A 12,561-nucleotide genomic window follows, 5' to 3' on the forward strand; every position below is an offset into this window, starting at 1 on the left:
TTAGGATCGGTTTAGCGGCAGCATTGTGCGTGATTGCCGTCACTCCATCACGGCGAGTCACTCACTGCTCTACTCGCAGCCCAGTGACCTGAATGAACAGCACAAGGCCGATGATGATGGCGACCCAGATCAATCCGAGCCGGATCTTGCGACGCGTGCCAAGTTCGCGAAAACGTGCATTACTTGTCACGAGGATCAATGCACCGAGCACGGAAATGATCGAGACGACCATTTCCGTGCTCATGCCGTTATCACCATGCCATCGTATGCCACCTGGACACCTTCCGGAACTTCCCCAGAAAGTGTCGCATAATCCATGCTCTTATCGAGATGAGTGAGAACCGTCGAGCCAACCCGGCAGGCTTCAGCAAGTTCAAGTGACATCGCAAGATGCGCATGCGTGGGATGCGGCTCACGGCGCAGACAATCGACGATCAGGACGTCCGACTTGTAGAAAAGGTCGATCATTCCCCTGGTGATCTCACTCAAATCCGTCGCATAACTTATTGTTTTTCCGTCACAATCAAATCGAAATCCTGTCGATTGCGCCGGTCCGTGCGGCATCTGGACATGGTCTACGCGAAAGCCTTCGCAAAGCCGGATGTTATCGAGATTATCAAGGCTCACAAGTGTCGGATACCCGTGCTGCCCAGCAAAGACATACCCGAAGCGCTGACGCATGCGGCGGACGGTCTCCGAGGCGGCGAAACCCGGGATCGGTCCGGCACGACCATAACGAAGCGGCCTGAGATCATCGATGCCGTGGCAATGGTCGGCATGATCGTGGGTCCAGAATACCGCATCGATACGATGGATGTCGTTGGCGAGGAGCTGGGCGCGCAAGTCGGTCGGCGTATCGATAAGAATGCGTCCACCGGCATCGCTTTCCAGAAGAACCGACACCCGTGTGCGGCGGTTCTTCGGCTCATCTGGATCGCAAAGGCCCCAGTCCGCACCGTGTTCGCCCCCAAGCCGGGGAACACCGGTCGACGTTCCGCTGCCGAGAATAATGGCCCTCACGCGGAGGCTTTCTTGAACAATGCGAAGAAGTTACAGGTAGTTGCTTCAGCAAATTCTTCGAGCGGAATTTCTCGCAACTGAGCCACGAAGCGCGCCGTATCGGCAGTGTAGGCAGGTTCGCATTTCCTGCCGCGGTGTGGCACTGGGGCAAGGAAAGGCGAATCCGTTTCAACCAGCAATCGGTCTTGCGGAATGACCTTTGCAAACTCCTGCAAGTCCTTGGCATTCTTGAAAGTTACGATTCCCGAAAGCGAGATCGTCAGGCCCAGGTCGAGAACCTTGCGTCCGAAATCGGCCGAGGCAGTGAAACAGTGGATGAGAGCGGGAAAGCCCCCCTTCCCCATTTCCTCGTCGAGGATGCGCACGGTGTCTTCTTCCGCATCTCGCGTATGGATGATGAGCGGCAGGCCGGTCTGCCGCGAAACGGCGATATGGGTGCGAAACAGGGCCTGCTGCACATCGCGGTCGGACTTGTCGTAGTAGTAGTCCAAACCGGTCTCACCGATGGCGACGACCTTGGGATGCGCAGTCGCCTCCAGCAGAGCTCCCTCGCCCAAGTCCGCATGCTGATCGGCTTCATGCGGATGAATGCCGACCGACGCCCAGACGTCATCCTCGCGTGCGGCCGTGGCGACCACCCGATCCCATTCGCACTGACGCGTCGAGATATTCAGAAAGCCACGAATGCCCGCCTGCCTGGCACGGTCGAGAACGGCTTGCTGATCTTCGACCAGACCTTCGTATTCCAGGTGACAGTGGGAATCGATCAGCATCAGGCGGCGGCTTCCTCAGGCAGTTCGAGCCGCGGGAATACGCCCTGCGGCTTGTCCACCTTGTAACCCGAAGCAGCCAGTGCGGTGAACCAGTCGGCTGCCTCCAACGCGGCATAGTCGCGCGCATCTGCACCCTGCCCCATCTGGTCGAGCAACTTGTCGATCGCTGTCGGCACCACAGGACGTACGGCGATGGCGAGATCGCGCACGACCTGGAACAGAACCATGAGAACCGCTTCCATCCGTTCGGGATCGGTCTTGCGCAGCGCCCATGGGGCCTGTTCGTCAACGTACTGGTTGCAGGCGAAGACGGCGCGCATCCAGCTTTCGAGACCGTCACTGAAGGCGAGGTCGGTGAAGCTCTTGCGCAGTCCCGCGATGCCTTCCCGGACCGATGCAAAGAGCGCCGCATCGGCTTCGGTTTGCGGTAATCCGGCCTTAACTATGCCATCCATGTTCTTGAAAATCATGGATAGACTGCGTTGGGCAAGGTTGCCGAAGCTGTTCGCGAGCTCAGCATTGCAGCGCGTGACGATAGCCTCGGGCGAGTAGGAACCGTCCTGTCCGAATGCCACCTCACGCATGAGGAAATAGCGCAGGGCATCGACACCGAAGGTTTCGGCAAGTCCGATCGGATCGGTCACATTGCCGAGCGACTTCGATTCCTTCTGTCCGCGGTTTAGCAGGAAGCCGTGCCCGAAGACCTGGCGCGGCAGCGGCACGCCAGCGCTCATCAGGAAGGCGGGCCAGTAAATCGCATGGAAACGAACGATGTCCTTCCCGATCACATGCAGGTTTGCCGGCCAATACTTTGAATAGTCGCCGTTTTCATCGGGAAATCCGAGGCCGGTCAGGTAGTTGGTCAGAGCATCGACCCAGACGTACATGACGTGGTTCTCGCTACCCGGAACCTTGATGCCCCAGTCGAAGCTCGTCCGCGAAACCGAAAGGTCACGCAGGCCACCTTCGACGAAGCGCGTCACTTCGTTGCGGCGGCTTTCCGGCTTGATGAAATCACCGGAGCTGTAGAGTTCGAGCAACTTGTCCTGGTACTTCGACAGGCGGAAGAACCACGATTCCTCGACAGTCCATTCAACCGGCGTGCCTTGCGGGGATAGCTTTTCGCCGCCCTCGCCTGCGACGAGTTCGCTCTCGTCGTAATAGGCTTCGTCGCGGATCGAGTACCAGCCTTCATAGCGGTCTAGGTAAAGGTCGCCGTTGGCTTCCATGCGGCGCCACAATTCCTGTGTCGCCTCGTGGTGACGCGGCTCGGTAGTGCGGATGAAGACATCGTATCCGATGTTCAATGCATCGCACATATCCCTGAAGTACCGAGACATTTCGTCGCAGAGCGCAGCCGGCGTCACGCCGAGGTCGCGCGCCTTCTGCATCATCTTCAGGCCATGTTCGTCCGTTCCGGTCTGGAATCGGACGTCGAAGCCTTCAGCCTTGCGGTTGCGGGCTATGACATCGGTAGCGATCGCCTCGTAGGCATGGCCGATATGCGGCTTGCCGTTGGGATAGCTGATGGCGGTGGTGACGTAATAGGGCTCGCCCATGCGGCGTCGCACTTTCTCTTCAGGTGTTGCTAGCGAGCCGCTTCTCTAGGCATCGCAGCGGAAGCCAGCAACCCGCCAATTTCCATAATCAAGAGGCCGGCGTCGAAATTGTAGGTGGGAGCCTGCGTCGAGAGCCTGGTCAGCGTCCCGTGTGCGTCGATAATCCGCAATTGGCGATCACGGGGACCGGTGGACAATTCGTTGGCCAGAACGGCGCGGGCCAGCTCGAGGGCGGCCAGTTGTCGTTCGCGCAAGGGGCGTGCGCCCATTTCTTCGGCAAGCGCGCCGCGCAAGTGAAAGTCGGCATCGCCTTCGCGCAGGATGCGCATCATGAGCTGGTGGATGTTGCCAAGGTCCTGCTCGACGAAGTTCAGCGCGACGCCGGGCGATCCGTGCGATGCAAGGATCGCGGCCTGACGCTCCTCGGCATTGGCCTGCGGGACGTCGCGGCGAATGACCGCATCGAGTTCCTCCGGTGTCAATGGCGCAAATCTGAGGATCCTGCAGCGCGAGCGGACCGTCGGCAGGAGACGCCCGGGCTGGTGCGCGACCAGCAGGAAATAGGTACCGACGGGCGGCTCCTCCAGGCTCTTGAGCAAGGCGTTGACCGCGCTCTTTTCCAGATCGTCCGCCGGATTGATGATGATCGCCCGGCGTTCACCCAAGGTCGGGCGCGTGGTCAGGCGCTGCTGCATCTGCCGGATCTGGTCGATCGTGATGTTGCGCTTGGTCTGGTAAGGCTTGCCCTCGGCCTTCTTCTTGGCCTCGTCGTCGTTCGAGGGCAGGTGCTCGAGAATATGGATGTCCGGATGGGCATCGGCATCGGGCAGCTTCCCGCCCGGTTCACGGACGAGTTCCCCGGCGGCGGCACGTGCAAAGGCACGTTTGCCCAGACCCTTCGCGCCAGTCAGCAGCCAGGCGTGGTGCATGCGCTCGGACGAAATTGCCGCGAGCCATTCCTCCCAGGCGGAGTCCTGACCGATAAAGGGCTTGCCCGCCTTCATGTGCGCATGTCCAGCAGCGGGACAATGGCATTCAGGACCATCTGATGCGTATCCTGCGGGCTACTGTCGCCATCGATGCGGGCGAAGCGGGCGGTTTCAGCCTCGGCAAAGGCTGCGAAAGCGGCGGCGACCCGCGCATGGTAAGCGGTGTCACGGCTGCCGATCCGGTCGGTTCCCTCGGTGTCACGCAAGGAAAGCCGGGCACTCGCCACACTGGGCGACACTTCGATGAGCACGGTAAGATCGGGAAGGAGGCCGCCACTGCCGATGCGATGCAATTCGCGAATGTCCGCATCGGACAATCCGCCGCCGCCGCCCTGGTACGCCCTGCTGGAGTCCAGAAACCGGTCGCATACGACCCAGGCGCCGCGCTCCACGGCAGGTCGGATCAGCTTCTCTACGTGATCGGAGCGCGCGGCCGCAAAGAGCAGTGCTTCGGCGCGCGGGTTCCACCCGTCGCCGTCACCGTGGAGGAGCAGTTCGCGGATCGCCTCTGCACCGGGCGTCCCACCCGGCTCACGCGTGGTGACGACTTCCAGCCCGCGTTCGCGCAAGGCCTCAGCCAGCAGGCGGGCCTGCGTGGACTTGCCGGCCCCTTCTCCGCCCTCGAGTGCAATGAAACGTCCAGCTGTCATGAGAAGATGTTGATAATCCCGTTCACCAGCCTGTCCAGCGCCCCGGCCTTTCCGACGTCGCGTCCTGCATAGAGCGGGATCCTGCCGGGAGCGAGATCGCCCACTTTGATTTCCAGTTCGCCGACCTGCTCTCCCTTGCGCAAGGGCGCCTGCAACGGCCCGCGATAGTGGACTGACAGCGATATCGGCTGGTTGCCCTCGCCATTGGGCAGCGTTGCATGGACTTCGCGGTTGGCGACGAGAGGCACCTCGCGGGCATCGCCGTCCTGAACCTTGGCCTCGATGACCGTCTGGCCCTGTTCGAACAGATGCCGCGCATGCCATTGGGAAAAGCCCCATTCGAGCAGGTCTCGCGCGGCCTTGTCCCTGACCGTGTGAGTTGGCGAACCGGCCAGTACCATGACAAGGCGGCGTCCGTCGCGCTGGGCGGTCCCGAGGAAATTGTAGCCGGCCTCGCGGGTATAGCCGGTCTTGATGCCGTCCGCGCCGGGCACGACGCCAACCGTCGGATCGTGGCTGCGCATCGAGACATCGCGCCAGAAGTAGTGCTTGCGCCCAGAGAACTCCCGATAGAGCTGCGGGTGGCGCGTGATCATCGCATCGGCCAGCTTCACCAGGTCGCTGGCAGTGACGTAAGTGTGGCCTTCGTCCATCCAGCCGTTGGGCGTATTGTAGTGGCTGCGGCTCATGCCCAGGCTCTTCGCCGCAGCGTTCATCCGGGCGGTCCACTTGGCAACACTACCTGCATAGCCCTGTGCAAGTACGATCGAGGCATCATTGGCCGAAGCGGTCATGATCCCGTGGAGGAGATCCTTGGTTGTCGGATGATCGTTTGGCGTCAGGTACATGGTCGTACCTTTTGCGAACCATTCCCGGCTCGTTTCGGGCTGGACCTGGAACTTTCGGTTCAGGGCAAGACGCCCGGCATCGATCTCTTCGAAAGCCACGAAAGCGGTCATGACCTTGGTTACGGAAGCCGGAAGGAACGGGACATCGGGCCGGCGCTGGACGAGCACCTGGCCCGAACCGATGTCGACCAGCAGGCTAACGGGGATCGAGTTCAGCTCGGCAGGCGGAGCGGGCGCGCGGGCCGCCGCCGGGGCGGTAAGAAGAGATGCGCCGACAAGAGATGAGACGGCAAACTTCAGAAACGACTTCAAGACCAGTATTCTCCCGCGCGGCCATCGGGGCACTCGGCGCGCGAAGCTGGTTCATTCGGTCAGTCCGCGCGCTGGATTCGTGCGTCGCTATAGCCTGCCGTCCGGGCCTTCTCCAGCGCTGCGGCAGCTTGTGCACGGTTTGCGAAAGGGCCCATGCGCACGCAGGAAAACTTGCCGCAGGTGGCCACGTGGCCGTTGAGCTTGCTGGCAACCGCCCTCGCACTTGCCGCCACGGAGAACGCGGCAACCTGCACGACATGATCTCCCTTTGCGACTTGGCCTGACTTGAGTTCTGCCTTCGGTTCGGGAACGGGCTGGGTCTGCGCAATCGGCTCGGACGGTGGAACCGAAACCGCCATGACGGAGGGGACCTGGCTTCCCGACTTCGCAGTGTCCGGTGCGGCACCGGGAGGCATCGGCGGCGGCGTAAGCAGCGGCGATTGATCCGCAAGCTTGCGGCGAAGTACCTTGAGCAGCGCTTCGGGCGTTGCCATCCGCTCCGATGCCTGCTCGCCCTGACGCAGCAGAGCCCGGTCGGATTCCGGCGGATTTGTCCGGCGCAAGCGCACGGCAACGCGTTGCCCCGCCGTGATGCCCAGTTCGGAGGCTGCATCGCGGGACAGTTCGACGAGGGTATCGTTCACCATAGGGCCGCGGCGTTCGACCCGCACGAGGATTGTCTTGCCGGTTTCGAGCGAGGTGACTTCCGCATAGCTGGGAAGCGGCAATGTCTTGTGGGCGGCGGTGACACCGACGACGCCTTCGCCCGCAACGCCGGCATAGCCCACCGCGTCGTAATTCATCTGGTCCGTCGGGGGCCAGGTGGTATCGCCTATGGTGAACGGCTCCCCGACGACGACCGGATAGTCGGCGGCGGGGCCATTCGCGGGTGTCGCGGAAACCGGTATCGGCCTGTCGCCGCCAGCGGTCATGCAACCGCCAAGCAAGATCAGCGCCGCAAGCGGCAGGGCATGGTTAACGGGCAATCTCATCTGCAAGCAACCCCACGGACAATGCGTAGTAGTTCGAGCAGTTGTACTGGAGGATGACCCGATAATTCCCGGTTAACAGATAGGCAGGAGTTCCGGGACCATCGGGCTGGAACAGCGATGCCAGGACGTCGCTGCCGATCGGCGATAGCGGGGCGACGCCTAGCGCACGCCACTCCGACACTGTCTTCCACTGAGAGTGGCGCTCATGCACGCGCTCGCATGTCGGGGCGGCAAGCTTGCTGGCGGAGGCGCCGACATTGAAGCCGCTGGGTACCGAAGCGCGCACGCCCCAGGGCTGCCCTTTCCGCCAGCCGGCATCGCGGAAATAATTGGCGATCGAGGCAATGGTGTCGGCCGGGCTGGAGAAAATGTCGCGGTCGCCATCGCCATCGCCATCGACGGCGAGTCGCAGGTACACGCTCGGCAGGAACTGCGGATAGCCGAAGGCGCCGGCCCAACTGCCCTTCAGTTTGTAGGAGGGCACGCCCTGGTCGATCATCTTGAGCAATGCGATCAGTTCGCCCTCGAACAGGTCGCGCCTGCGGCCTTCCCAGGCGAGCGTTGCCAGCGAGCGCGCAAGGTCGAAATCCCCGACGTAGCTGCCATAGTTGGTCTCGTGCCCCCAAATGGCGAACAGTACCGGAGCAGGAACGCCGTAACGCGCCTCGATCGCGGGGAGGATGCCGGAGAGCTGCGCATAGCGAGAGCGCCCGCGCGAAACGATGCTCGAGCCCACGTGCCGCGCGATATAGGGGGCCATGGGCGGCGGGCTCGACTGACGGCCGGGCTGCGCGGTATCCAGCTCGATGACCCGCTGGTTGGGCGTAAGCCCACTCAGCGTTCGCGTGATCGTCGCCTCGCTTACCCCCTGCTGCCGGGCGTGGGTGGCAACCGTCTGAAGGTATGCCGAAAAACTCTCGCCCTGCACCTGTGCGTGCAGCGGCGCCGGTGCCATGACAGGCAGCGCGGCGATTGCGCCAGCAAGGCATTTGGACAGGAACGATTTTGTAAGCGATGGGCGTTTCATCTTCTTGAAACTCGCACAAACATGGCCGGTTGCAAATGGCGTCCGTCACGATCCGGTGGACAGTAACCGCAAGCCAAATTCCATTTGGCACCATGCAAGGTCTTGCAAGCCCCGGACATTGCTCTATGCGCGTTTGCCGACGGACAGGTGGCCGAGTGGTTTAAGGCAGCGGTCTTGAAAACCGCCGTGGGTGCAAGCTCACCGTGGGTTCGAATCCCACCCTGTCCGCCACTTTCTCCCAGCTGACGGCGTGCATGGCGCAAGTTGCACCTGACAAGGGTGGATCGACCGGCTAGGACTTCTGCAGGGAGTTGGGTCCGGAGGTCCGGTTGGGTCGCGTGGCAATTGCTGAAGCTGCACTCGCTGAAGCCTCAGGGGCGCAGGGCCTGCGCGCATGAGCCTGGCTTCATCGGCCTTTGCCGCCCTTGCTCTCATCCTCGTCCTGTTTGCAGTGGCCGCCCTGGTCGAGGCGCGCGGCGCCCTGTTCTCACGCCGTCCCGCCTTGCGCCACCACGCCTATACGCTGGCACTGGGCGTCTATTGTTCGAGCTGGACTTTCTATGGCGCGGTCGGCAGCGCGGTTCGCAGCGGGTGGGCCTATGTGCCGATCTACCTCGGCCCTGCGCTCCTGCTGCTGCTTGCCCCCGGCTTCCTCTCGCGCCTTTCGGCGGCGGTCAGGGAGGAGCGCGCTGCGACGGTATCGGACTTCATCGCCGCCCGCTTCGGTCACGATACCGGTGTGGCGCGGATGGTCACGCTCATCGCCTTGCTGGGAAGTATTCCCTACCTGGCGTTGCAATTGCGATCGATCGGCAATGCCCTGACCATCGTTTCCGGACGCGATATCATGGTGCCATCGATGATCGTGGCCTCGTGTCTGCTCACCTTGTTCGCGCTGCTCTTCGGCACCCGCCGGTTCGAGCTGGCAGGCCGCAGCGAAGGCCTGCTCTACGCGATCGGACTGGATTCGATCATCAAGATCGTTGCCCTGTTCGCCGTGGCCGCGCTTGCACTGGTGCTCCTCTCCGGCGCCGAGGCTGCATCGTTCACCCGAGCTGTAGAAACGCTGGGAGAGCGCTTTTCTCCCACCCACCTCACCTTCGAGATCGCTCTGATCGCGCTGGTTTCCACGTTCGCGATCATCGCCCTGCCACGCCAGTTCTACATGGGGCTGGTGGAGGCGCGCGATGAGCGCGATCTCGTGCGGGCACGCTTCGGTCTCGCGGCATACCTATTGGGCATGGCCGTCCTGATCGTGCCGATTGCGCTGGCGGGGATTGCACTGCTCCCGCAGGATATCGACGCCGACCTCTACGTCCTGCAATTGCCCGCTTCGGCGGGATCGGAACTGATTCTCGCCGCGGCGCTGCTGGGCGGGATCGGCGCTGCCAGTTCGATGGCGATCGTCGATACGACTGCGCTGGCAACGATGATCTCGAACGACCTGTTCGCGGGCGCCGTGATCGGTTCGGGCAAGGACCGTCCGGCCGGGGCCATCGGCGCGCGAATGCTGGGGATGCGCCGCATCTCCGTTGCAGGGGTAATGCTCCTCGCACTGGCATTCGCGCTGCTGATTTCGCGCAGCCAGTCGCTGGCGTCGATGGGCCTGACGGCCTTTGCCGCCATGGCGCTGTTCTCGCCGCATCTGATCCTCGGTACGCTGGGCAAGGGGCGCGATCCTGTCGCCGCGCGGGCAAGCCTCGGGATCGGACTGGTGCTGTGGGCCTACACTCTGGCCCTGCCTCCGATCATGCCGCAGCCCTGGCTCGACGCCCTTTCCGGGACCGTCATCGACCCGCACCGGCTTTTCGGAATTGGCCGGGCGAGTGCTTTCGTCCACGGGGTAGTCTGGAGCCTTGGCGTCGACGTCGCCGTCTATGCCCTGGTCGCCGCGCGCAAGATCCCGGCGCCAGGTCTGCCCCGCATTTTCGCCACGCCGGGCCGTGTCTCCAACGTTGGCGAACTGGCCCGGTTCGTGGCCAGTTTCGTGGGCGAAGAGCGGGCGGAGCGGGAGTTCTCCGGCTCCGATCCGCAAGATCAGGTGACGCCAAGGAATGCCCGCAAGGCCCAGGACCTGATTGCCCGCGTGGTCGGCGCGTCTTCGGCGCGGGCACTGGTTGCATCGGCGCTGGCCAGCGGACGCATGGATCTGTCCGACGTCACCCGCCTGCTCGATGAAGGCGGACAATCCTTGCGTTTCTCGCGCCAATTGCTGGCTGCCACTTTCGAGAACGTCGACGCCGGTATCAGCGTGGTCGACGGCGAACTCAACCTGATTGCGTGGAATTCAGGTTACGAGGAGATCTTCGACTATCCTGCGGGCATGGTCCGCGTCGGCGCACCTATCGAGGAGCTGATCCGGCACAATGCCATGCGCGGCCATTTCGGCGAGGGCGATATCGACACCTTGGTCGAACGCCGGCTAGAGCCGCTTCGACAAGGGCGGGCGCACAGCTTCGAGCGGCGGGGCAGCGATGGCAGGGTCATCAAGACGGTGGGCGGCCCGATGCCGGGCGGGGGATACGTCATGTCCTTCACCGACGTCACCGAGGAAGCTCGCATCCGCGACGAACTGGAGCAGACCCTCGAACAGCTCGAAGAGCGGGTCGAAGCGCGCACGCGCGAATTGAGCGAGGCGAATCGCCTGCTTGCCCGGGCCACCCGAGACAAGACACGGTTTCTCGCCGCCGCCAGTCACGACCTGCTGCAACCGCTCCATGCTGCCCGCCTGTTTACAGCCGCGCTTGGCAGGTCGGTGCCCGACAAGGAAAAGCCGCTCGTCGGTCGTGTCGATGGCGCGATCGTCGCTGCCGAAGAGCTGCTGCGCGCGCTGCTCGACATCTCCCGCCTCGATGCCGGTGGGGTCACGCCCGAGACCGAGCCGGTCGCCCTTGGCCCGTTCCTCGATGATCTGGTTGCGAGTTTTCAGCCTTCGGCCGAAGCCAAGGGCCTCACGCTCAGAACGGGGCCGCTATTCGGGCATGTCGAGACCGATCCGGGCCTGCTGCGCTCGGTGATGCAGAACTTCCTGTCCAACGCCCTGCGCTACACCCAGCGCGGCGGCGTGCTCGTCGGGGTGCGCAGGCGGGGAGACATGCTGCGCATCGATGTGATTGACAGCGGCGTGGGCTTCGAGCCGGAGCAGTCGGACGTGATCTTCCGTGAGTTCACCCGCCTGGGCACGACGGATGTCGAAGGGTTGGGATTGGGGCTCGCGCTCGTCGAACGCATCGTCAGGGTCCTGGGGGGGAGCATCGAAGTGGATGCCCGGCCCGGGCATGGCAGCCGCTTCAGCCTTCTGCTGACAGCACGCGAGGCTGGCGATCCCCCGCTCCAGGAACCGAAGGATACCGCCCCTGCAACCGCGCCCGGTCATGGACTGACGGTTCTTGTCGTCGACAACGACAGCCGCATTGTCGAGGCATCCGTGGAACTGGTCGAGAGCCTTGGGCACCGCGCAATCGGAGTGCGGGACATCGCCGGGGCATTGGCCCATGTCGACGAGGTCGACGCGGTTCTGGCCGACTATCGGCTGGACAACGGCGAGGACGGCCTGAGCCTGATCATGCAACTGCGCACCTTGCGCAAGGGCTTGCCTGCCGCGATCTTCACGGCCGAAGCGGGCAGTTCGATCCGGGCCATGGCAGAAGCCTCCGGCGTGCCGGTCCATGCAAAGCCCGTCGCGCCCGAAGTGATCGAGGCCTTCCTCGCCCGTGCGGCGATCATGTCGGTGGGATCAGTGTTGCAGATGCAATCCGAGCGAGCGCGCCACTAAGGCGGCCTGCGTGCGATTGCGAACGTCGAGCTTCTTCATGATCGCGGTCATGTGCGCCTTTACGGTCGCTTCGGTGATGCCGAGGCCGTAGGCGATCTGCTTGTTGAGCTGCCCATCGAGAACCGCCAGCAGCACCTTGAGCTGCATGGGGGTGAGGCCCGCCACTTCATTGCGGATAGGTTCGAGTTCGGCGTCGCCCCGCGGCGTGCTGCTGCCTGCGGGCGCATGACCTCCCAGCGCCTTGGCAACGGCCTCTTCGATTTTCACGAGATCGCTGTCCTTGCGCAGGAAGCCGATGGCCCCGAAGGCGCGGGCTTCCTCGGCCGCGGATTCCCCTTCGGCGCTCGACACGACGAGGATCGGGACCTCGGGCTTTTCGGCGTGGATCAGGGCAATGCCCGAGAAGCCAACCGCTCCGGGCATCTTGAGATCGAGGAGTACCAGCGCAAGGTCATCGAGTTCGCAGGCCAGGCGCGATGCTGCCGGCAGCGTTCCTGCCTCGACGATCCGGGCATCGGGAGCCACCTGCCCCACCGCCAGGGTCAACGCCTGGCGGAAGAGCGGGTGGTCGTCGGCGATGAGAACGCTGCGGCCCACCCCTCGATGCTTCCGGATG

At 63.3% G+C, this 12,561-nt stretch carries 11 protein-coding genes and 1 tRNA gene; 2 read left to right on the plus strand and 10 right to left on the minus strand.

The window, feature by feature from the left end; genetic code table 11:
* Positions 1–61: 61 nt before the first annotated feature.
* Genes J3474_RS11785 through J3474_RS11825 form a run of 9 tightly spaced genes read right to left on the minus strand, consistent with a single transcriptional unit; the run spans position 62 to position 8,170 of the window.
* The gene (locus tag J3474_RS11785) at positions 62–244 is read right to left on the minus strand and encodes a hypothetical protein (RefSeq protein WP_207094351.1); all 183 of its coding nucleotides are present in this window, start codon (positions 242–244) and stop codon (positions 62–64) included.
* Positions 241–1,020: an MBL fold metallo-hydrolase gene (locus J3474_RS11790; protein WP_207094352.1), complete on the minus strand. Its 780-nt coding sequence runs from the start codon at positions 1,018–1,020 to the stop codon at positions 241–243. The genes J3474_RS11785 and J3474_RS11790 overlap by 4 nt, the downstream gene beginning before the upstream one ends.
* Positions 1,017–1,793 carry a TatD family hydrolase gene (locus tag J3474_RS11795; RefSeq protein WP_207094353.1) on the minus strand — a complete coding sequence of 259 codons (777 nt, stop codon included), beginning with the start codon at positions 1,791–1,793 and terminating at the stop codon, positions 1,017–1,019. Before J3474_RS11795 ends, J3474_RS11790 begins: the two co-directional genes overlap by 4 nt.
* A complete protein-coding gene (gene metG / locus J3474_RS11800) occupies positions 1,793–3,352 on the minus strand; it encodes a methionine--tRNA ligase (protein ID WP_007015234.1) in 1,560 nt (519 codons plus the stop codon). Before metG ends, J3474_RS11795 begins: the two co-directional genes overlap by 1 nt.
* A gap of 29 nt (positions 3,353–3,381) precedes the next feature.
* The gene (locus J3474_RS11805) at positions 3,382–4,356 is read right to left on the minus strand and encodes a DNA polymerase III subunit delta' (protein WP_007015235.1); all 975 of its coding nucleotides are present in this window, start codon (positions 4,354–4,356) and stop codon (positions 3,382–3,384) included.
* Entirely contained in the window at positions 4,353–4,991 is a 639-nt protein-coding gene (gene tmk, locus J3474_RS11810; protein ID WP_207094354.1) for a dTMP kinase, read from the minus strand. Before tmk ends, J3474_RS11805 begins: the two co-directional genes overlap by 4 nt.
* On the minus strand, positions 4,988–6,151 hold the full coding sequence (locus J3474_RS11815) for a D-alanyl-D-alanine carboxypeptidase family protein (RefSeq protein ID WP_041559002.1): 1,164 nt from the start codon (positions 6,149–6,151) through the stop codon (positions 4,988–4,990). The genes tmk and J3474_RS11815 overlap by 4 nt, the downstream gene beginning before the upstream one ends.
* A 59-nt stretch (positions 6,152–6,210) precedes the next feature.
* On the minus strand, positions 6,211–7,143 hold the full coding sequence (locus J3474_RS11820; protein ID WP_242528377.1) for a septal ring lytic transglycosylase RlpA family protein: 933 nt from the start codon (positions 7,141–7,143) through the stop codon (positions 6,211–6,213).
* On the minus strand, positions 7,127–8,170 hold the full coding sequence (locus tag J3474_RS11825; protein ID WP_207094355.1) for a lytic transglycosylase domain-containing protein: 1,044 nt from the start codon (positions 8,168–8,170) through the stop codon (positions 7,127–7,129). Before J3474_RS11825 ends, J3474_RS11820 begins: the two co-directional genes overlap by 17 nt.
* Positions 8,171–8,311: 141 nt before the next feature.
* Here J3474_RS11825 and J3474_RS11830 point away from each other — a divergent pair.
* Positions 8,312–8,401, plus strand: a tRNA-Ser gene (locus J3474_RS11830).
* Positions 8,402–8,564: 163 nt separating this feature from the next.
* Entirely contained in the window at positions 8,565–11,945 is a 3,381-nt protein-coding gene (locus tag J3474_RS11835) for a PAS domain-containing hybrid sensor histidine kinase/response regulator (protein ID WP_207094356.1), read from the plus strand.
* On the opposite strand, the gene J3474_RS11840 is transcribed toward J3474_RS11835, so the two are convergent.
* Positions 11,907–12,542 (minus strand): LuxR family transcriptional regulator, encoded by a 636-nt coding sequence (locus J3474_RS11840; protein WP_007015241.1) that lies wholly within the window; start codon positions 12,540–12,542, stop codon positions 11,907–11,909. The genes J3474_RS11835 and J3474_RS11840 overlap by 39 nt on opposite strands.
* Between the last annotated feature and the right edge of the window lie 19 nt (positions 12,543–12,561).

The organism is Novosphingobium sp. PY1 (genome assembly GCF_017312445.1).
Lineage (GTDB): Bacteria > Pseudomonadota > Alphaproteobacteria > Sphingomonadales > Sphingomonadaceae > Novosphingobium.

What these genes read in the sequence shown, in the direction of transcription:
- J3474_RS11785 (WP_207094351.1), bottom strand. Translation starts at nt 244, where the DNA reads ATGAGCACGGAAATGGTCGTCTCGATCATTTCCGTGCTCGGTGCATTG.
- J3474_RS11795 (WP_207094353.1), bottom strand. Translation starts at nt 1,793, where the DNA reads ATGCTGATCGATTCCCACTGTCACCTGGAATACGAAGGTCTGGTCGAA.
- metG (WP_007015234.1), bottom strand. Translation starts at nt 3,352, where the DNA reads ATGGGCGAGCCCTATTACGTCACCACCGCCATCAGCTATCCCAACGGC.
- J3474_RS11805 (WP_007015235.1), bottom strand. Translation starts at nt 4,356, where the DNA reads ATGAAGGCGGGCAAGCCCTTTATCGGTCAGGACTCCGCCTGGGAGGAA.
- tmk (WP_207094354.1), bottom strand. Translation starts at nt 4,991, where the DNA reads ATGACAGCTGGACGTTTCATTGCACTCGAGGGCGGAGAAGGGGCCGGC.
- J3474_RS11820 (WP_242528377.1), bottom strand. Translation starts at nt 7,143, where the DNA reads ATGAGATTGCCCGTTAACCATGCCCTGCCGCTTGCGGCGCTGATCTTG.
- J3474_RS11825 (WP_207094355.1), bottom strand. Translation starts at nt 8,170, where the DNA reads ATGAAACGCCCATCGCTTACAAAATCGTTCCTGTCCAAATGCCTTGCT.
- J3474_RS11835 (WP_207094356.1), top strand. Translation starts at nt 8,565, where the DNA reads ATGAGCCTGGCTTCATCGGCCTTTGCCGCCCTTGCTCTCATCCTCGTC.